This is a genomic window from Ruegeria sp. AM2 (assembly GCF_056540685.1).
In genome coordinates this window covers 549,648-570,448 of record NZ_JBQFXE010000002.1, presented here as the reverse complement: position 1 = coordinate 570,448, position 20,801 = coordinate 549,648, and the positions used below count along the sequence as shown (strand labels likewise).

17 protein-coding genes are annotated in these 20,801 nt (G+C 58.2%); 11 read left to right on the top strand and 6 right to left on the bottom strand.

What is annotated here, in order from left to right; all coding sequences use genetic code 11:
- Position 1 precedes the first annotated feature (1 nt).
- Positions 2 to 775, bottom strand: a complete 774-nt coding sequence (locus tag ACR0CR_RS08390; RefSeq protein ID WP_480598150.1) for a 3-hydroxybutyrate dehydrogenase — start codon at positions 773 to 775, stop codon at positions 2 to 4.
- 292 nt (positions 776 to 1,067) lie between these two features.
- Between ACR0CR_RS08390 and ACR0CR_RS08385 the strand changes: the two genes are divergently transcribed.
- Together ACR0CR_RS08385 and ACR0CR_RS08380 are read left to right on the top strand one after the other, a co-directional pair.
- The gene (locus ACR0CR_RS08385) at positions 1,068 to 2,882 is read left to right on the top strand and encodes an extracellular solute-binding protein (RefSeq protein ID WP_480598149.1); all 1,815 of its coding nucleotides are present in this window, start codon (positions 1,068 to 1,070) and stop codon (positions 2,880 to 2,882) included.
- Between the two features lie 581 nt (positions 2,883 to 3,463).
- Entirely contained in the window at positions 3,464 to 3,685 is a 222-nt protein-coding gene (locus tag ACR0CR_RS08380; RefSeq protein ID WP_480598148.1) for a hypothetical protein, read from the top strand.
- 4 nt (positions 3,686 to 3,689) lie between these two features.
- Here ACR0CR_RS08380 and ACR0CR_RS08375 read toward each other — a convergent pair whose 3' ends face one another.
- Positions 3,690 to 4,313: a helix-turn-helix domain-containing protein gene (locus tag ACR0CR_RS08375; protein ID WP_480598147.1), complete on the bottom strand. Its 624-nt coding sequence runs from the start codon at positions 4,311 to 4,313 to the stop codon at positions 3,690 to 3,692.
- A 65-nt stretch (positions 4,314 to 4,378) separates the two neighbouring features.
- Between ACR0CR_RS08375 and ACR0CR_RS08370 the strand changes: the two genes are divergently transcribed.
- The 5 genes from ACR0CR_RS08370 (at position 4,379) to ACR0CR_RS08350 (ending at position 10,234) form a co-directional block, all read left to right on the top strand.
- A complete protein-coding gene (locus ACR0CR_RS08370; protein WP_480598146.1) occupies positions 4,379 to 5,896 on the top strand; it encodes a class I adenylate-forming enzyme family protein in 1,518 nt (505 codons plus the stop codon).
- Positions 5,893 to 6,552, top strand: coding sequence for a DsbA family oxidoreductase (locus ACR0CR_RS08365; RefSeq protein ID WP_480598145.1), 660 nt, complete (start codon positions 5,893 to 5,895; stop codon positions 6,550 to 6,552). Before ACR0CR_RS08370 ends, ACR0CR_RS08365 begins: the two co-directional genes overlap by 4 nt.
- 74 nt (positions 6,553 to 6,626) lie before the next feature.
- On the top strand, positions 6,627 to 7,835 hold the full coding sequence (locus ACR0CR_RS08360) for a multidrug effflux MFS transporter (RefSeq protein ID WP_480598144.1): 1,209 nt from the start codon (positions 6,627 to 6,629) through the stop codon (positions 7,833 to 7,835).
- 60 nt (positions 7,836 to 7,895) lie between these two features.
- Complete coding sequence (locus ACR0CR_RS08355; protein ID WP_480598143.1) at positions 7,896 to 9,560, top strand: hypothetical protein; 1,665 nt, start codon at positions 7,896 to 7,898, stop codon at positions 9,558 to 9,560.
- Entirely contained in the window at positions 9,557 to 10,234 is a 678-nt protein-coding gene (locus tag ACR0CR_RS08350) for an SH3 domain-containing protein (RefSeq protein ID WP_480598141.1), read from the top strand. Before ACR0CR_RS08355 ends, ACR0CR_RS08350 begins: the two co-directional genes overlap by 4 nt.
- Here the strand turns inward: ACR0CR_RS08350 and mfd are convergent.
- Together mfd and ACR0CR_RS08340 are read right to left on the bottom strand one after the other, a co-directional pair.
- Positions 10,231 to 13,686: a transcription-repair coupling factor gene (gene mfd / locus ACR0CR_RS08345; RefSeq protein ID WP_480598140.1), complete on the bottom strand. Its 3,456-nt coding sequence runs from the start codon at positions 13,684 to 13,686 to the stop codon at positions 10,231 to 10,233. The genes ACR0CR_RS08350 and mfd overlap by 4 nt on opposite strands.
- A gap of 18 nt (positions 13,687 to 13,704) precedes the next feature.
- Positions 13,705 to 14,232 (bottom strand): component of SufBCD complex, encoded by a 528-nt coding sequence (locus tag ACR0CR_RS08340; RefSeq protein ID WP_480598139.1) that lies wholly within the window; start codon positions 14,230 to 14,232, stop codon positions 13,705 to 13,707.
- Positions 14,233 to 14,352: 120 nt separating this feature from the next.
- Here ACR0CR_RS08340 and hemB point away from each other — a divergent pair, with 120 nt between their 5' ends.
- From hemB to ACR0CR_RS08320, 4 genes are all read left to right on the top strand, one after another.
- Positions 14,353 to 15,351: a porphobilinogen synthase gene (gene hemB, locus ACR0CR_RS08335; protein WP_480598138.1), complete on the top strand. Its 999-nt coding sequence runs from the start codon at positions 14,353 to 14,355 to the stop codon at positions 15,349 to 15,351.
- 145 nt (positions 15,352 to 15,496) lie between these two features.
- Positions 15,497 to 16,069, top strand: coding sequence for a lipid-binding SYLF domain-containing protein (locus ACR0CR_RS08330; protein ID WP_480598137.1), 573 nt, complete (start codon positions 15,497 to 15,499; stop codon positions 16,067 to 16,069).
- Positions 16,070 to 16,221: 152 nt separating this feature from the next.
- The gene (locus ACR0CR_RS08325) at positions 16,222 to 18,684 is read left to right on the top strand and encodes a penicillin acylase family protein (RefSeq protein WP_480598136.1); all 2,463 of its coding nucleotides are present in this window, start codon (positions 16,222 to 16,224) and stop codon (positions 18,682 to 18,684) included.
- Positions 18,685 to 18,786: 102 nt separating this feature from the next.
- Positions 18,787 to 19,182 (top strand): nuclear transport factor 2 family protein, encoded by a 396-nt coding sequence (locus ACR0CR_RS08320; protein ID WP_480598135.1) that lies wholly within the window; start codon positions 18,787 to 18,789, stop codon positions 19,180 to 19,182.
- Positions 19,183 to 19,185: 3 nt separating this feature from the next.
- Here ACR0CR_RS08320 and hflX read toward each other — a convergent pair whose 3' ends face one another.
- Both hflX and hfq read right to left on the bottom strand, forming a co-directional pair.
- Positions 19,186 to 20,457: a GTPase HflX gene (gene hflX, locus ACR0CR_RS08315; protein ID WP_480598134.1), complete on the bottom strand. Its 1,272-nt coding sequence runs from the start codon at positions 20,455 to 20,457 to the stop codon at positions 19,186 to 19,188.
- Positions 20,457 to 20,696: an RNA chaperone Hfq gene (hfq, locus tag ACR0CR_RS08310; RefSeq protein WP_010440340.1), complete on the bottom strand. Its 240-nt coding sequence runs from the start codon at positions 20,694 to 20,696 to the stop codon at positions 20,457 to 20,459. The genes hflX and hfq overlap by 1 nt, the downstream gene beginning before the upstream one ends.
- Positions 20,697 to 20,801 lie beyond the last annotated feature (105 nt).

Here is a 20,801-nt window from a genome sequence, read left to right as displayed (position 1 = left end):
TTCAAAGAGCGGTCCAGCCTCCGTCCACGGAAATCGTCGTCCCGGTGATTTGCGCTGCCGCATCCGAGCACAGGAAAACCGTGGTGCCGCCCAACTGCTCGACCGTTGCAAACTCCTTGGAAGGCTGGCGCTCAAGCAGGACGTTTCTTACCACGTCCTCTCGGCTCATATTGTATTCCTTCATGGTATTCGGGATCTGTGCATCGACCAACGGCGTCAGCACATATCCGGGGCAGATGGCGTTGCAGGTGATCGGCTCCTGAGCCGTCTCTAGCGCGACGGTTTTAGTCATCCCGACTACACCATGCTTGGCGGCGATATAGGCCGCCTTGTACGGCGACGCCGTCAGCCCATGGGCCGAGGCGATGTTGACCACCCGCCCCCAGCCAGCCGCGCGCATCATCGGCAATGCCGCCGCTGTTGTGTGAAAGGCCGAGTTCATGTTGATCGCAATGATCGCATCCCATTTGTCCACCGGAAATTGATCGATGGGTGAGACATGCTGAATCCCCGCGTTGTTCACCAGGATGTCGCAGGTCCCCGCCTGTTCGATCAACGCACGACATTCATCGCCCTTGGACATGTCCGCCTTGATGTAGCGCGCCTTGGTCCCGGTCTCTGCCGCGATCTCGGCAGCCAGAGCGTGATCCTCATCGCGATCGGTGAATGAATTCAGAACCACATTCGCACCGGCCTTTGCCAGTTCCCGGGCAACCCCCAATCCAATGCCGGAATTCGACCCCGTGATGACCGCTGTTTTGCCCGCCACGCTCATGACCACTCTCCCTCTGAGTCCTTTTCGCGGTCACAGTGCCATGCTGCACCTGCAAAGAAAACGGGGAATGATCTGGGCGTTGCCGCAGCGGCAACCGGCGCACAAAAAAACGCCCGCACGAAGCGGGCGTTAAGTTATTGAGGCAGGTTTCATACAGGCAAGAAACCTATCGAGCAGTGCAACCTTTATAAGCAATTCCACGCCTCCATCCAAGCTAAAAGTTTGATAATAAGAAAAATCATCGCTACGGTGAATCCCAACAAAATAAGGCCAGAGCAGGATTGTTTCCAAAATGAGCCCCGATTTTCTCCGCCCCGTTCGTCCTTTGATCGCGGGAATCACCTGCGTTTTTTCTGCTGCTATCGCTAACGCAGAATCGGCACATGGCATAGCTATGTACGGTGACCCGGCTCTACCACCGGATTTTGTGTCACTGCCATATGTGAACCCGGATGCGCCCAAAGGCGGCAAAGTCGTATTCGGAAATACTGGCGGCTATAACAGTTTGAACCCGTTCGTGCAAAAAGGCACCTCACCGTGGCAGTTGCGATTTTGGACACATGAGAGCCTGATGGGTCGGTCCTGGGACGAACCTTTCACTCTTTACGGGTTGTTAGCCGAATCAGTTGAGACAGCTGAGGACCGATCCTGGGTCGAATTTACCCTGCGTGAAGGCGCTCGATTCTCGGACGGAAGCCCGGTCACTGTCGATGACGTGATCTGGTCATACGAGACTTTGGGGACAGAAGGCCATCTGCGTTATCGCGGGCTGTGGGACAAGATCGACAGCATTGAACAGACCGGCCCTCGGTCCGTGCGGATCACCTTCAACGAACCGGACCGGGAATTGGCCCTGATCGCTGGAATGCGACCGATCCTGCAAAAAGCACAGTGGGAAGGCAAAGACTTCGCCAATGCTGAGTTGCACGACTTTCCTATCGGCACCGGGCCTTATGTGATTGATGACTATGAGGCCGGGCGCTTTGTGAATCTTCGCCGCAACACCGAATATTGGGGCGCGGATGTTCCGTTCCGGAAAGGGACCAACAACCTCGACGAAATGCGGATCGAGTTCTACGGCGACGGCACTGTCCAGTTTGAAGCGTTCAAGGCCGGTGAACTGACCGCCGTGCGCGAATTCAACGCCGACAAATGGGCAACGCAATACGACTTTCCTGCCGTTCAGCGTGGCGATGTCATCAAGACCGAAATCCCGCATGGAAAGCCATCCGGGATGACCGGCTTTGTGATGAACACCCGAAAGGCTCTGTTCGACGATTGGCGCGTGCGCGAGGCACTGACTCTGGCCTTCAATTTTGAATTCATCAACGACACGATCACCGGTGGCGCGCAGCCGCGGATCACGTCCTATTTCTCTGGCTCCGGCCTCGCGATGGAACCCGGCGCTGCCAGTGGCCGGGTCGAAGAGCTGTTGTTGCCCTACGCCGCTGACCTGCCGCCGGGAACGCTGGAAGGCTACACCCCGCCCGAAGGCGACGGATCGGCCCGCAACCGCGCCAACATCCGCAAGGCCACAAACCTGCTGGCCGAGGCAGGGTGGACCATTCAGGACGGTGTTCTGCGCAATCAGGCAGGTGACCCGTTCAAGATGAACATCTTGCTGCAACAGGGTGACACGGACAATCAGACTGCGATCGAAATTTACTCGCGCGCGCTAGAGCGTCTGGGCATTCAGGTGACAACCGACGTGGTGGACAGCGCGCAGTTCAACGGAAGAACGTCCGAGCTGGATTTCGACATGACCTTTTTCCGCCGGGCGCTGTCTCTGTCGCCTGGCAACGAACAACGTTTGTACTGGGGCAGCGAAAACGCCGACACGCCCGGAACCCGGAATTTGATGGGTGTCGCATCGCCTGCGGTTGACGGGATGATCGATGCCATGCTGGCGTCTGAAAGCCGCGAAGATTTCGTCTCGGCCACCCGCGCGCTGGATCGCGTCCTAACCGCAGGGCGGTACGTCATCCCGATCTGGAACTTCGATGTCGGACGGATTGCGCACGCCAAGGAACTTCGGCAACCCGAGACGCTGCCGATTTACGGCGACGGCCCGGAATACATGCCACAGGTCTGGTGGTATCAGGACTAAGCGCAAGTCGCTGGACCAAGACCTGATGCAGTCAATGGCGACGGCTCGCCTGATCGGCTTTGATAACGGTTTGGCGGGTATTGTATTTTGTCCGATTCCCACAGCCCCAGAGTCGGTCACATCGATGAAGTACGACACTCCGACCACTGCCACCCTCAGCGTTAGGCGGATTTCGGCACATACATCAAATTCGCAATATATTGATCATGGAGCCGTGCGACCCGCTAAATCCAGTCCACCACCCTATAAAATGAGAATGTTAGCAAAACGACCACAAGCCTGATCTGGTAAGCCACACTGCGCGATCTAGCCTTTGTGCGCCGAATTCATTTTTGCTGTCAAAATCTGCATTTGAAGGTCATATTTTCCAACTTCACGCGTGAAACCTGGAGAAACTGTCGCATGCCACACTGCAATACCAGCGCCCTTAGGCGCAATTCTTTGCATTCAATGTCATGAATTTCAGCATATTACACATGATTTACACGGTGCGACATTTTGTCATGTCCGCGACGAGCACGCAGCATCCGTACCCTATCAGGGGGAGAGCAATCCTGAAACCCGAAAAGGGAGGCTCGCAGATGTTGAACTGGAATGACCTGACACAAGATTGGGGCGCGTCCTATGCGCGCGCGAAACGTCGGTTTCCGAACCTGTGTGACAAAGATCTGGCTCTGTTCCCGAAGGATCGGAAGCAGTTCGAAGCCTGTCTTGCCGAGCGTCACCAGTTGACCGTGAACGAAGCGCGGGAAGAGCTTGAGGACTTTCTGTTTATCGAAGGCCTGAAACGCGAAGCCGGCTGATCGTTCACGCCAGCGAAGTCACCCACAGAATTGTCGCATCCTCGTCACTGACCGAGATGACGTTGTGCCCCATGCTGCCGTCGTAATACGCGCTGTCGCCGCGACGCATTTCGACGGGTTCATAGAACTCGGTAAACAGACGCACAACACCGGTCAGGACATACAGGAACTCTTCCCCATCGTGACGCACCCATCCATCAAACTCATCCATTGAGCGCGCGCGCACCCTGGCGCGGTAGGGCAGCATCTGCTTTTTGGTTAGCGTTTCGGCCAGCAGCTCATGTTCATAGGTCGTGGTCGGATGGGCAGTGCCCTCGCCCATTTTGGTCACCGCCATTCGCCCAATCACCTGATCGCGTTGTGGCGGGGTGAACAGCTGCGGCACCGAGATCTCCAACCCGACGGCCAGCTTTTTGAGTGCGTCATAGGTTGGCGACATCTGACCGTTTTCGATCTTGCTGAGAGTGGACCGCGCCAACCCCGCCTGGCTGGCCGCCTGTTCCAGCGTCCATTGCCGGGCTTTGCGCAACTCGCGTACGCGCGCGCCCAGGTCAACGGGTTCCAACTCGGTGTTTACGCCATTGTCGCGGGCGATCCGCACGATGGAATTGTGATCTCGACTGGTCATGCGCCACTCTATAGGACGACAGCACCGGGCTTGCAACGCGCTCGGGGCGCAGGTAGCCAGTCAGAATGTTGTCGATATTTGATCAGGGTCCACCCCCGCCCTGCCCAACCCCTTTCAATTTGACGTCGCATGTTCTGCGCCACGCCAAGGACAATGCGGACAAGACAGCTCTGTCGGTACTAGGCTCGCGCGTCGCGGAAAACTGGAGCTATTCCGCCCTTGAGGCCGCGATTTTGGCGACCGGTACAGGTCTGTTGCAAGGGGGTCTGCGCTCGGGCGACATCGTGCTGATGCGGCTTGGAAATACGGTCGATTTCCCAATCGCATATCTTGGGGCCATCGCCGTCGGCGTGGTTCCGGTGCCAACATCATCGCAGCTAACCGAACCGGAAACGGCGCGTATGATAGATGAATTGGCGCCCGCCGCGATCTTGCGTGACCCAACAGTCCAATGTGCACCGCATCCGCTGCAATTCGATCTTGGTGACCTCAGGGCCATGCGCAAACTGACGCCCGCCGCGTATGAATTCGGAGATCCGGATCGGCTGGCCTATGTCGTCTACACCTCTGGCACCTCGGGCCGCCCGCGCGCGGTGGCGCACGCGCACAGGGCGATCTGGGCGCGTCAGATGATGGTGGATGGATGGTATGGCTTGCGCCCGTCCGACAGGCTGTGCCACGCGGGCGCGTTCAATTGGACATATACTCTGGGCACCGGATTGATGGACCCTTGGGCCATGGGCGCAACCGCTCTGATCCCGGAACCGGGAACAGATATCGACGACCTTCCAGCCCTGCTGCGCAAGCACCGCGCCACCATTTTTGCTGCCGCGCCCGGCGTCTATCGCAAGATGCTCGATACGCAGGATCGGATCAATTTACCCGACCTTCGACATGGCCTGACCGCAGGCGAGAAGCTGTCCCGCGCCCTGCATCAGCGCTGGGACGATGTCACAGGCACCGAGCTATTCGAGGCCTACGGTATGTCGGAATGTTCGACCTTCATTTCGTCCAGCCCGGCTCATCCAGCACGCGGAGACGCGCTGGGGCAACCACAGCCGGGGCGACGGGTGGCGATCTTGGGGCCTGAGGGGCCAGTTCCGCAAGGGCAAGAGGGCACCATTGCAGTCCATCGCTCTGACCCCGGTCTGATGTTGACCTATCTTAACGCCTCGGATGAGGCTGAAGCGCGGATGCAAGGGGATTGGTTTCTAACCGGGGATCAAGGTGCAATGGCGATAGACGGCCAGATCACCTATTTGGGCCGCGACGACGACATGATGAACGCCGGAGGCTATCGTGTCTCACCGGTTGAGGTCGAAAACGTTCTGTCCCATCACCCAGGCATTACCCAGGCAGGTGCCGCTGCCGTCGAGATCAAACCAGACACTTATGTTATCGCCGCCTTCTATACCGGCCCTGAAAAGCTGGACGAGGCCGACTTGCGCACCTATGTGTCTGACAAACTGGCCCGCTACAAACAGCCGCGCGCCTTTGTTCACTTGTCCGCGTTGCCCACCGGAGGCAATGGCAAACTCCTGCGCCGTGCCCTGCCGGCCTATTTCAAGGCGACCCCCGAATGACCCAGACCGTCAAGCTCGACATCATGTCCGATCCAATCTGCCCGTGGTGCTACATCGGCAAAACCCATTTGGACAAGGCGTTGGCTGCCGTACCTGACCATCCTTTCGTAATAGAGTGGCATCCGTTTCAGTTGAATCCTGATATGCCCGATGAAGGCATGGACCGCCGCGAATATCTAGAGCGAAAGTTCGGCGGCAAGGACGGTGCGGTGCGGGCCTATGCTCCGGTGGTGGAGCATGCCGAAAACGCAGGCCTCAAAATCGACTTTGAGGGCATGAAGCGCACGCCCAACACTTTGGACGCCCATCGCCTGATCCATTGGGCCGGGATCGAAGGCAAGCAGAACGCGGCAGTCGATGCCCTGTTCAACGCCTATTTCGTCGAGGCCCGTGATATCGGGGATCACGAGGTTCTGGCCGACATTGCAGACGGCATTGGAATGGATGCGGCCGTTGTGCTGAAACTGCTGAGATCAGACGCTGACCGAGCAGACATCAAGGACCGCGACAGCCATTCCCGCAAGATGGGGATCAGCTCGGTGCCAACGTTCATTGTTGCAAATCAGCATGCGGTTCCCGGCGCGCAACCTCCTGAATTATGGGCAAAAGTGATCGAAGAGATCACGTCTCAGTCTGAGGCTTCCCCTGCAGAATAGCACAGAACGCTGTGCGTTTTTCGACCTAGCCCCATTGCGTATGTCGTGATAGCGCAATCGGGAAGGAGTCCCCCATGTCCAGTCGCATGTCACGGGGCGAATTCATTGCGCTGGTCGCAATGATGTTCGCCACGATCGCCTTTTCGATCGATTCAATGCTGCCTGCGCTGCCGGAAATCGGCGCGCAGCTTAGCCCTGATGACGTGAACAAAGCACAATTGATCCTGACATCATTTGTTCTGGGCATGGGAATCGGAACGTTCTTTACGGGTCCGATCTCGGACGCAGTAGGACGCAAACCCGTGATCTATGGCGGCGCGAGTCTTTATATACTGGCCTCGGTCATTGCATGGGCAAGCTCGTCACTGGAACTGGTTCTGGCAGCGCGTGTTGTGCAGGGCTTGGGCGCAGCCGGGCCTCGGGTGGTGGCAATGGCCGTTATCCGTGACCTCTATGCAGGCCGCGAGATGGCGCGGATCATTTCCATCGCGATGATGATATTCACGCTGGTCCCCGCCGCAGCCCCGATGTTGGGCGCTGGCGTCATCGCATTAACCGGCTGGCGCGGTATTTTTGTCTCATTCATACTGTTCGCCCTCATCATTGTGGTCTGGATGGGGACACGCTTGCCCGAGTCCCTGCCGCCTGAAAACCGCCGTCCATTCCGCCTGCCCTTGATGATGGCCGCCGTGCAAGAGATGTTTGCACATCCCACCGTGCGATTGTCGATACTGGTTCAGACCGTTTGCATGGGCATCCTCTTCACAATGCTGACGATGGTTCAGCCGGTTTATGACGTGGTCCACGACCGGGCTGACAGTTTTCCGTTCTGGTTCGGGTTCGTGGCGCTCGTGTCCGGTTCGGCCAGCTTGCTGAATGCGGCACTGGTCGTGCGAGTAGGCATGCGCCGTATGGTCACCTGGGCGTTGGGCGCTCAGATCGTGATCTCTTTCTGCGTCATCATCGCAAATATGATGCCGCTGACACCACACGCGTCGTTCGGCCTGTTCGTCGCATGGCAAACGGCCGTGTTCTTCATGGCAGGTGTCACCATGGGCAATCTCAACGCCATCGCGATGGAGCCGATGGGTCATATCGCGGGAATGGCGGCCTCGGTCATTGGTTCGGTCGCGACCGTTCTGGCAGCGGCCATTGCGGCACCCATTGGCCTGCTGTTCGATGGGTCGATCACGCCGCTGGCCGTCGGGATACTGACCTTGTGCATCATTGGCTTCAGCTTGATGCTGCACATGGGCCGGGTAGAAAACAGACTGCCTGCCTGACCTGTGCAGCGCCGCTGAATCACGTTACTCTGCCCGCAAATCGCTGGGGGGGAGTTATCGATGAGCGACTATTACGATTTGGGCGCATACAGTTGCAAGGTGACGACATCGTCCGCCGATGCGCAGCTTTGGTTCGATCGGGGTCTGAACTGGACCTATGGCTACAACCATGACGAGGCAGTTGCCTGTTTTCAGCGCGCGGTCGAGGCCGATCCGAATTGCGCCATGGCCCATTGGGGCGTCGCTTACGCGGCTGGTCCGAACTATAACCTGCCCTGGGATCTGCGGGACGATAACGGCCAACAAAAATCCTTAGCGCTGGCATATGACGCAACACAACAGGCACTGGCTATGGCCCAGGGGTGCTCAGCCGTTGAGCAGGCGTTGATCCGCGCCCTGCCGGCCCGGTACCCTCAGCGCACGCCAATTGCCGACATGCACGGTTGGGACCACGATTTTGCGGAAGCGATGCGAACGGCCTTTGCGGATCAGGCGGATGATCTGGACCTTCGGACGATTTACGTCGAGGCCCTGTTGAACCTGACCCCATGGCAAATGTGGGATCTGAAGACCGGAAAACCCGCCAAGGGCGCTGCAACGCTAGAGGCGCAAACGGCGTTGGAAGACGCGATGGCCAACGATCCGGGCGCCATGTCTCACCCTGGTTTGTTACACCTCTACGTTCACCTGATGGAGATGTCTCCAACCCCCGAAAAGGCGTTGAAAGCCGGGGATGTCCTGCGCACGCTCGTACCGGATGCCGGCCATCTGGTTCACATGCCCACCCATATCGATGTGCTGTGCGGCCACTACCAAAACGTTGTGCATTGGAATGAGAAAGCCACCGAAGCCGATCTGAAATATTACGAGCGCGAAGGGGCCTTTAACATCTATACCGGTTATCGGCAGCACAATTATCACTTTGCGATCTATGGTGCGCTGTTCTTAGGCCAGATGGAACCAGCGCTGCGCGCCAATCAAGGGCTGTGGGACACCACACCAGAAGAGATGTTGCGCATCGAAAGTCCTCCGATGGCGGATTATTTTGAAAGCTATATGTCCATGGGGCCGCATATCCTGGTACGCTTTGGCAGATGGGCCGAGGCAAAGGCGCTGCCGCTGCCTGACGATCAGGATCTGTTCTGCACTCTGACGGCAACGATTCACTACGCGCGCGCGATTGCTTTTGCCGCGACTGATCAGGTTGCCGAGGCTGAAGCTGAAGAGAAATTGTTTCTAGCGGCCAAAGCCCGCGTTCCCGAAACGCGTCTGCTGCACAACAATCGCGTTACCGATCTTTTGCAGATCGCCCAGGAAATGCTGCGGGGCGAGATCGAATACCGCAAAGGCAATCACGATCTGGCCTATGAGCATCTGCGCCGTTCGGTCCAGCTGGACGATACCTTACCCTATGACGAACCCTGGGGATGGATGCAGCCAACACGCCACGCGCTGGGGGCTTTGTTGTTCGAACAGGGGCATGTGGTTGAGGCAGAGCAGGTCTATCGCGAAGATCTGGGTCTGGGCGGAACACTCAGCCGCGCTTCGATCCACCCGGACAATGTCTGGAGCCTGAAGGGCTTGCACGATTGCCTGAAGGCGCGCGGCGAAACGGAAGAAATCAAACTGATCAAACAACGGCTGGACCTTGCCCTTGCCCGCGCGGATCGCGTGGTCGGGGCCTCGTGCTTCTGCGCGCAAGCTGCGATGAGGGCCGCTGAATGAAGGTGATCTCGCTGATTTTGGCAGCAGCGCTATGTGGCCCCGCGTTCGCGCAACGGCAGTCCTTTCCGCCTATTGATGAGGCCCCACGCGATCCGTCTTTGGCGGCGTTTCGTTCGGAACTGCTGAACAACGTAAACGCCCGAAACACGGACGCCGTTGTCGCTGCGGCTTGCCCCGACATCTACCTCAGCCACGGCAGCAGTGGCGGACCGGACGAATTCCGCCTGAACCTGACCGTTCCTCCGGAAACCCTAGCCGAAGATTTTCGCGACGAGGCCGAAGAACTCAGCGATTTCTACTGGACCGAACTGCAAAAGACGCTGTCTCAACCCGGATACTTTGACGATCAGGGTGAGTTCTGGATGCCCTATCACTGGCAATTGTCCCTGCCTGCTTCACTAAACCCGTTCACGGCCTTCTTCGTTCAAGGTGAGAGTATTACCCTTCGCCAGAATCCATCTCGAGCGGCAGTAATACTGGCCCTCGTAAGCCATGAGGTCGTCATCGTCCCGAACTTTCAGCCCGAGAAAGAGTATCAAAGCATACGCCTGACCGATGGTACAGCCGGCCATATTCTGACGGGCTTTTTGCACCCCATGACGGGCTACCGGGCCGCGATCGCAAAGTCGGAAAACGGCGATTGGCAGCTTTGCACCTTTGTCACCGGCGACTAGGCTTTCGCCTTTTTCTTTTCAGCCATCAGCTTCTCGGCCAGATCGCGAGCAATTGCGAATGCGCCTTTGATCTTGTCGCTGTCTTTCTTCCAGTCCCGGCGTACAACGATCTTGTTGTCCTTAACCTTGGCTAGCCCGCGCTGATTCTGAATGAACTCAACCAGTCCCTGGGGTGACGCGTATTTGTCGTTGTGGAACTGGATCGTCGCCCCCTTTGGTCCGCCATCCAGTTTGGCGATCCCGGCCCGCTTGCACATGGCCTTGATGCGCACGACCAGCATCAGGGTATTGACCTCTTTCGGCAAGGTCCCGAAACGGTCAATCAACTCGGCGGCAAAGCCCTCCAACTCCACCTTGGTCGACAGGGACGAGAGACGGCGATAGAGGCCAAGACGCACGTCAAGATCGGGCACATAATCCTCAGGGATCAAAACCGGCACGCCCAGATTGATCTGCGGGGCCCATTGGTCATCGGCATCTGAAAGCCCTTCCATCTCACCCGCTTTGATCTTGGCAATCGCCTCTTCCAGCATCGACTGATACAGTTCATAGCCCACGTCGCGCATCTGGCCCGACTGTTCTTCGCCCAGCAGGTTGCCCGCGCCGCGAATATCAAGGTCCTGGCTGGCCAGCGTGAACCCCGCCCCTAGCGTGTCCAGTGAACCCAGCACCCGCAACCGTTTCTCGGCAGTTGCCGTCAGGCGCGCGCGCGGCTTGGTGGTCAGATAGGCGTAGGCACGGGTCTTCGAGCGCCCTACCCGGCCCCGGATTTGGTACAGCTGCGCTAGGCCGAACATGTCGGCCCGGTGCACAACCATCGTGTTTGCGGTGGGAATATCCAGCCCGCTTTCGACAATCGTTGTCGCCAGCAGAACATCATATTTGCCGTCGTAGAAGGCGTTCATCCGGTCGTCGAGTTCACCGGCTGCCATCTGCCCATGCGCGACCACATAAGTCAGTTCCGGCAATTGTTCTTTCAGGAATTCCTCAATCTCCGGCAGGTCCGAGATACGCGGGACCACGTAGAAGCTCTGACCTCCACGATAGTGCTCGCGCAGCAGCGCCTCACGGATCGTTATCGCGTCGAACTCGCTGACATAGGTGCGGATCGCCAGTCGGTCGATGGGCGGCGTACCGATGATCGACAAGTCTCGCACTCCGGTCAGGGACAATTGCAGCGTGCGCGGGATCGGCGTCGCGGTTAGGGTCAGGACGTGGACGTCGCTGCGCAGTTGTTTCAGGCGTTCCTTGTGGCCGACACCGAAATGCTGTTCCTCGTCGATGATCAACAGACCCAGATTTTGAAACCGTATCCCCTTGGCCAGCAGCGCATGGGTGCCAATGACGATATCGACCGTGCCGCGCGCCAGGCCGTCGCGGGTTTGCTGGGCCTCTTTCGCAGACACAAACCGCGACAATTGCCGGACTTCCAGCGGGAAGCCCCGGAAACGGTCTTTGAAGCTGGCCGCGTGCTGGCGTGCCAACAGCGTGGTTGGCGCAATCACCGCCACCTGCACGCCAGACATGGCGGCAACAAAAGCGGCGCGCATTGCGACTTCGGTTTTGCCAAAACCCACATCACCGCAGATCAGACGGTCCATCGGTGCGCCGGAATGCATGTCCTCCATGACCTCGGCAATGGCCCGCAACTGGTCGTCGGTTTCCTGATAGGGGAAACGTGCGCTGAACTCCTCCCACGCGTGGGGCGGCGGGTCCATCACGGGCGCTTTGCGCAAGGCGCGTTCGGCGGCGATGCGGATCAACTTGTCCGCCATCTCGCGAATGCGTTCTTTCAGCTTGGCTTTCTTGGCCTGCCATGCGCCACCACCCAAGCGGTCAAGCAACCCTTCGTCGTGACCATATTTCGAGAGTAGTTCGATGTTTTCGACTGGCAGATACAGTTTCGCCTGTTCGGCATATTCCAGCAGCAGGCATTCATGGGCAGCGCCAGCGGCGGTGACAACTTCCATCCCCTGATAGCGGCCGATGCCATGATCCACATGGACCACCAGATCACCGGGGGACAAAGATTGCGTCTCGGTCAGGAAATTCTCGGCCTTGCGGCGTTTCTTGGGTTGGCGGATTAGACGGTCACCCAGTACGTCCTGTTCGGCTATGACCGTCAGATCGGGCGTTTCGAACCCGTTTTCCAGCGCCCAGACCGCCAGGTGAAGACCCCGTTTTCCGATACGCGTGCCATCGCCAACAGGGATCGCTTCGGCTAGACCTTCGTCTTCGATCAACCCGGTCAGACGTTCGCGCGCGCCCTCGGAATAGGACGCAATCAACACTGGGCCTTTGGCCATCTTATCGGTGATATGCGCGGCCAAAGCGCCAAATAAGCTTATACTTTCCTGTTGCCGTTCAGGCGCAAAGTTGCGCCCAATGCGACCGCCTGCATCGATCACTCCTGGCCCGCTCGCCTGTGGCAGAGGACTGAAATGCAGAACCCGCCGGTCGCGCACCGCCTGTTCCCACGCGGACTCGTCAAGATACAGCAACCCCGGCGGCGTCGGTTTGTAAACCGTGTCCATGCGTGAGCGGTTTTCCAGCGCCAGACGCCGGGTTTCATACTGATCGGCAATCGTATCCCAACGCGCCAAGCGTGCTGGTGTGACTTGGTCGTCCAGCGAAATCGTGGCTTTGGGAAGGTAGTCGAACAGGGTCTCCAGCTTTTCGTGGAAAAATGGCAGCCAGTGCTCGATGCCCTGATGCTTGCGACCTGCGCTAACCGCTTCATACAGCGGGTCATCCGTGCCCGCAGCGCCAAACTCGATCCGGTAGTTCTGGCGAAACCGAGTAATGGCGGCCTCGTCCAAGATAACTTCGGAGACCGGGGCGAGTTCGACCACCTCCAGCTTTTCGGTCGTGCGCTGTGACACCGGATCGAACCGCCGCGCACCATCAAGAACGTCTCCGAACAGGTCCAACCGCACGGGACCGGATTCACCCGGAGGGAAGATATCGATGATTCCACCCCGGACAGCATAGTCGCCCGGTTCCATCACCGTAGGGCTTTGGGTAAACCCCATGCGGACCAGAAAGTTCCGCAAAGCGTTTTCGTCTATACGATGATCAACCCTCGCAGTGAATGCGGACTCACGCAGCACCTCTCGTGCCGGCACACGTTGCGTTGCGGCGTTCAGCGTGGTCAGCAATACGAACCGATCCGGCATCTGGTGCACCAGCGCCGCCAGTGTAGCCACCCTTGCCGCCGCAATGTCGGCATTTGGCGACACACGATCGTAAGGCAAGCAGTCCCAGCCCGGAAACACAAAGACGGGCATGTCCGGGGCAAAGAAGGCAAGCGCTGCACGCATCGCCTCCATCCGCTTGTCATCGCGCGCAACATGGCAGACCGGACCGCCCGACCGGGCGATCTCGTTCAGCACAAGCTGCGCGTCAAACCCCTCGGGGGCGCCGCCAACTATTACGTGGTTCGGAGCCTTCATCACCTCACCTTTCCAGTGTCACAAACCCAGAACACCAATCGTAAAGTTCTGATACATGCCCCAAAGCGACGTCACCAAAATCGAAAACATTCCAATAACTTGCGTATATATCCTGCATCGATTCAGTGTTTTGGACACCACATCCACCGTTGCTTCCTGGCGCTGCATCTTTCGCGCGGCAGCAATATTGACGAGCATTACGATGGACATCGGAAACAGCAACAGAAACACCGCCTGCGCGAATTCGACACCGTAGTAAAAACCCAGCGTCGCCAGCCCGGTAAACAGGAAACAGCAGATCGCCAAAAGCGCCAGACCTGACACATCCACGATGTAGAGAATTCGATTCATGTTGATCCGTGCGATGTCCAGCAAATCCTGCTCGGACTGGCCGCCGACACGGCGTGCGCGCACCACAAGATCATAGGGCACGCCCATCGCCCAATGGCTGGCCGAGGACCACAGAACTGCCAATCCGATCCAAAACCACAGATTCGAAAAGCTGCGCATGTCGATGATTTCGAAGATCGAAGAGTATAAGTCCAAGCGTCAGCCCTTTGTTCATTGTCTTTAGGGACCCTGTTTGCACAGACGCGTCCATCGTTACCCTTGAGACTACCGGCAATTCATGCCACCCAATGCGGGAATATTCAAGGAGAGCGCGCCATGAAACCAACCATAGCCCCCTATCCTCTGACCCGTTTTCGCAGGGCGCGCAAATCCGAAGCGATCCGGGGTTTGGTGCGTGAAAACACTCTGACCACCGATGATTTGATCTGGCCCGTGTTCGTGCGCGATGGCGAAGGGATAGAAGAGCCCGTGCCCTCGATGCCAGGTGTCATGCGCCGCTCGGTCGACCTGATCGCTCAGGCCGCAGTCGAAGCACAGGCGCTGGGGATCCCGGCGATTTGCATTTTTCCCTATACCGATCCCAGCTTGAAAACTGAGGATTGCGCCGAGGCCTGGAACCCCGACAACCTGTCGAACCGGGCGATCCGCGCCATCAAATCCGCCGCGCCCGACATCGCTGTGATGACAGATGTGGCGCTGGATCCCTACAACATCAACGGCCATGACGGTTACGTTGTCGATGGCGAGATTGTGAACGACCAAACAGTCGAAGCATTGGTGAAGATGACTTTGGCGCAAGCGGATGCCGGGGCCGACATCATCGGGCCGTCGGATATGATGGACGGACGCATTGGCGAGATGCGACGGGCGCTGGAGGCGGCCGGCCATCAGAACGTTATGATCCTCAGCTATGCCGCCAAATACGCCAGCGCTTTCTACGGCCCGTTCCGGGATGCTGTCGGCGCGTCGGGCGCTCTGACGGGCGACAAGAAGACCTACCAAATGGACCCGGCCAACTCGAATGAAGCGCTGCGACTGATCGAGCGTGATCTGACAGAAGGCGCGGATATGGTGATGATCAAACCGGGCATGCCCTATCTGGACATCTGCCGCCGCGTAAAGGACGCGTTTGGCGCGCCGACCTATGCCTATCAGGTTTCAGGCGAATACGCGATGATCCAGGCCGCGGCGCAAAATGGTTGGATCGACGGGGAAAAGGTGATGCTGGAAAGCCTGCTGGCCTTCAAACGCGCAGGCTGCGACGGCATCCTGACCTACTTCGCGCCCGAGGTGGCGCGGTTGATGCAGGGTTAAACCTATAATTTTCGCGGTTTTTTGCCGATTACCAGCGGTGCGGGATCAGCTTTCCCGTGACAGACGGACACAATCGGCGTAATCTTGCACACAAGATCGGGTCCACCCGACACTTCAGGCAGCTATATACAGAGACATAAAAACCATGAGCAGTTCCTCTTCTCTCCGACTAAGCCGTCGCGGCTTTGCCTTTGGCATGGCCGGTCTGACCGTGACCGCGGCTTGCGGTAACGGTGTCGGAAACTCGAATGCGGCGACAATTGATGCCCGCGTCGATGCGACATTGAATGAAATGTACAGCCGCTATCCGAATACGGCTGAGATTGCCGACAAAGCCAACGGCATGCTGGTAATGCCGCTGATCACCGAGGCCGGGTTTATCTTCGGCGGCGCTTATGGCCAAGGCGCACTGCGCATTCAAGGTGCGACGGTCGACTATTATTCGGCCGTTTCCGGCAGTGCCGGGCTACAGATCGGTGCGCAGCAATACACGCATATTCTGTTCTTCATGACCGAAGAGGCGCTGAACGATTTCCGCCGGTCAAGCGGTTGGACCGCCGGTGCGGACATCGGTTATGTGGTCGATTCCACGGGTGAATCGATCTCGACGGACACCAACACGTTGCGCAAACCAGTTCTTGCCGCTGTCTTTGGGCAGGCGGGACTGAAATTCGGTGCCACGGTCGAGGGTACGAAATACACGCGCATCATTCCCTGATAAAACACCCCCGAATTCAGACCCCGCTACATCTTGTGGCGGGGTTTGATTTTTCGCCCGGTTGACGCAAATTACTGTGGTTCGCCCCTTTCGATCTGCCGGACGTTCCACTAGTCTTTGACGCAGGAAAACCCGCAGGAAATGGTGCGTCGATGGGTCTTGTTTTTCGCTGGCTGATTAGAATTACGACGGGTCTGATCGTGCTGGTGGTCGCAGTGATTTGCCTGATCTATTTTCTGGCGGGGCAATCGCTGCCTGACTATGACCAAACGCTTGCAGTCGATGGCTTGAATGCCCCGGTCGAAATCGTCCGAGACACCGCCAACGTGCCCCATATTCTGGCCGAAAGCGACCCTGACGTGTTCTTTGGCCTTGGCTACGCTCATGCACAGGACCGGCTTTGGCAATTGACCGTTTTGCGCCGAACCGCTCAGGGGCGACTGTCCGAGGTTTTCGGCCAGAGGACTGTGCATATCGATAAGCTGCTGCGCCGGTTCGACCTGTACGGGCTGGCTCACCGCTCGGTTGAGGTGCAGGACGACTACACCAAGGCAGCGCTGCGGGGATACGCCGCCGGTGTGAATGCACGCCTGAACGAGATCAACGAAATGGCGCTGGGACGTGGCGCGCCTGAAATGTTCTTGTTCAATGCCCCGGTTCCGCCGTGGCAACCGGGCGATAGTCTGGCGATCATCAAGCTAATGAGTCTGCAACTGTCGGGGCATTTGCAAGACGAAATTCTGCGCGCCCGAACTTCGCTGATGCTGGACGATACCGCCCGTCTTTCGGACATCCTGCCAAATGTCCCCGGCCCCGGTATCGCCGCGCTGCCAGAATATGCCGCCCTGTTTCCGAATCTGCCCCGCTATGCCGCTGGCACATCTATGCAGGAAACACCCTTGTCACCTTTCCCACAACGCGGACTGGCGGGAGCAAGCAATGCCTGGTCCGCCGCACCTTCGCGATCGGCAAGCGGAGGCACCCTTCTGGCCAACGACCCGCATCTCGGGTTCACAGCCCCCGGCACATGGTACCTGGCCCGGTTGGAATTGGCCAAAGGCGGTGTGATCGGCGCGACCATTCCGGGTATTCCGGCGGTGATGACCGGACGCAGTGACCGTTTGGGATGGGGTTTGACCTCATCGTATCTGGACGACCAGGACGTCCATATTGAGCGTCTGAACCCGGACAATCCCGAAGAATACCTGACGCCTGATGGCTTCAAGAAATTCCGCACCCGCCCCTCGATTATTGAGATCAAGGACGCCGCACCCATCACCCTGACCCTTCGGTGGACCGAGAACGGCCCTGTCCTGCCTGGCACGCATTACGATCTGGAAACGATCACTCCGCCGGGTCATGTGGCCTCACTTTCGTGGAGCGCGCTTAGCCCGCGTGACACATCGATGACGGCGTCGATGGCCCTTATGAACGCGGATACGGTGCGGCAGGCTATTGCTGTCGCCGAAGACTTCCTCGCCCCGTCGCAAAACCTGTCTTTGGTTGATAAGGACACCATTGGCCTTAAGCTGATCGGCGCGATGCCCCAACGCGATCTGAACAATCAAAGCCGCGGCCGCATTCCAACGCCCGGTTGGTTGAACCGCAATCGCTGGCAAGGCCGCCTGCCCTATGCAAACAACCCTGAATTTGTCGCCCCCGCTGGCGGTGTTCTTGGAAACACCAACAATAAGATCATCGACCGGCCCTTTCCCGACCATGTCTCGTACGAGTGGGGCGACACCCAGCGTGTCCATCGTTGGGAACGGCTGATGCAATCGCGAGAAGTACACACCCGAGACAGCTTTATCGAAGCACAACTGGACACAGTCAGTTTCACAGCCCGCTCCTTGCTGCCGCTGATCGGCGCCGATCTTTGGTACACGGGTGAGTCTGCACCAGAAGGCACACCGGAACGCCAGCGACAGATCGCGCTGTCTTTGCTGGCGGATTGGAATGGCGAAATGAATGAACACCTGCCAGAACCACTGATTTACGCGGCCTGGCTGCGGGCACTTCAAATCCGGTTGATCGCGGATGAGTTGGGTCCGCTGGCTACCGAGTACAAGCATGTCGAGCCCTTGTTTATTGAGCGCGTTTATCGCGACATCGATGGCGCGTCCGTCTGGTGCGATGTACGCCAAAGCGCTCCGGTCGAGACCTGCACAGACATGGCGCGCCTGGCTTTGGATGATGCGCTGATTTGGATTTCGGAACGCTATGGCAGTGCGCTTGAATCCCTGCGCTGGGGTGATGCGCATCAGGCCACCCATGACCACCCCGTTCTGGGCGAAGTGCCAGTGCTGCGGTTCTTCGTCAATATTCGCCAATCGACCAGCGGCGGCGACAACACTCTGCTGCGGGGTCGAACGTCGGGTGAAGGTCCCGACCCGTTCCAAAACGTGCATGGGGCGGGCTATCGCGGCGTGTATGACTTTGCGGATCCCGACAGTTCGGTGTTCATCACCGCAACCGGCCAATCCGGCCACTTCCTGTCGCGTTACTACGACGATCAGGCACAGCTTTGGCGGCGGGGTGAGTACATCCCGATGTCGCTGGACATTGACCTGGCGCGCGCCGCTGCTGTTGGTGTTACGAACCTAATCCCGCGCTAGGATTTGCTCGGCGAAACACCGCCCCTTTTTTCGGCGGTCGTGGACGCCGCTGGGTCATTTGCCTACGATCCAATGGCGAACGATTTGTTACCGGGGGCAAAATTGGCCAGCATTCAAGACATCTTGAACAATATTGCGCGGGATTATGCCATAGCCTGGAGCTCTGGCGATCCCGACGCTGTTGTGGAATTTTACGCGCCCGACGGCCAGATTACGATCAACAAAGGTGAGCCACTTCAGGGTCGCCCCGCAATTTCCGAGATGGTTAAAGGGTTCTACAAGGAATTTCCGGATCTGGAGGTGCGTTGCGACATGATGCGTTGGGCAGGCAGCCACGCGATCTTTGTCTGGACGCTTGAAGGCCATCATGCCGAAACCGGCAACCATGTCGTTGCGCGCGGTTGGGAAGAGTGGGAGCTGACATCCGACTTTAAAGTTCAGACCTCATTGGGCTGGTTCGACGCTGACAGCTATCAGCGACAGATTGACGGGGCATAGCGATCAGATTGCGGCGAACCGGGCTGCCTGTTTGTCCGTCCAGAAAACCGTTATCTCAAAGCCGTCTTCCGTCTGTTCCTCGGACCTGACGACATCCTGTCGGTATAGCCATGCGCGTTTGTCACCCTCGGCGAAGCTAAGGCTTAGCACGCTTTCGTGTCGCGCCCCTTGCAATTCCGTCGCGATGCGGGACAGAAGCGGTGATACGCCCTCGCCCGTCACCGCCGAGATGGCAAAGATCGATGGTTCGCGTTCCGCCCGCGCGAGTGCGGCGTCGCGCTCTTCGGCACTCAGCAGGTCGATTTTGTTCCAGACCTCCAGGCGCGGGCGTTCCTCATCGACGCCCAACGAGGTCAGGATTGCTTCGACATCCAGCGCCTGAGCCTCTGATTCCTCATGGCTGATATCGCGCACATGGACGACAAGGTCCGCGCCCAAAACCTCTTCCAGTGTGGCGCGAAACGCCGCCACCAGTTCTGTGGGGAGGTTCGAGATAAACCCCACCGTATCTGACAGGATCACCTCTGGCCCATCTGGCAATTCCACACGCCGCATCGTTGGGTCGAGCGTGGCAAATAGCATATCCTTGGCCATAACTTCGGCCCCGGTCAGGCGGTTGAACAGCGTCGATTTCCCGGCATTTGTATAGCCGACCAGCGCGACAATCGGATATGGCACCTTTGCCCGCGCGGCCCGATGCAGCGTTCGGGTTTTGACCACCTTCTGCAACTGGCGGCGCAGCCGAACCAGTTGTTCGTCAATGGCACGCCGGTCGGCCTCGATTTGCGTTTCACCGGGACCGCCGACAAACCCTAATCCACCCCGCTGCCGCTCAAGGTGGGTCCAGGCCCGCACCAGTCGCGTGCGTTGATAGCTGAGCGCGGCCATTTCGACCTGCAACACGCCTTCGCGCGTGCGGGCGCGGTCGCTGAAAATTTCCAAAATCAGACCCGTCCGGTCGAGGATTTTGACCTTCCACGCTTTTTCAAGGTTGCGCTGCTGGACCGGACTCACTGGTCCGTCGATCAGAACCAGTTCAACCTCACTGTCGTGCAACCGTTCGGCCAGTTCGTCGATCTTGCCGCTGCCGAACAACAGGCCCGGCTGCGCGCGCTGAAGGCGCACGATTTCAGATCCGATGACATCCAAATCGGGCAAAGCGGCAGCCAATGCCACCGCTTCTTCCAGCGCTGGTTCCGGGACACGGCGCTGGTCATCTGACTTGATCTCCGGATGCAGCACCCAAGCGCGGGTGCGCATCCTTTCATGTTCCATCAAGAGGCGTCTTCGCCCTCATACAGGCTGATCGGTTGCGACGGCATGATGGTCGAGATCGCGTGCTTGTAAACAAGCTGCGACTGTCCGTCGCGGCGCAATAATACGCAGAAATTGTCGAACCAGGTGATGACACCCTGCAATTTTACGCCATTGATCAGGAAAATTGTGACCGGGACCTTTGCTTTCCGTACGTTATTCAGGAACGCGTCCTGCAGATTCTGTCTGTCCGAAGCCATATTTTTATAATCTCGCCGTTGTTCTTGCTACGCGCTGCGGACCAACGCGCTCCCTCCGGCGTACTATGAAGCGGCACGCGCAGATATTCCAGACGAAAAATCAGG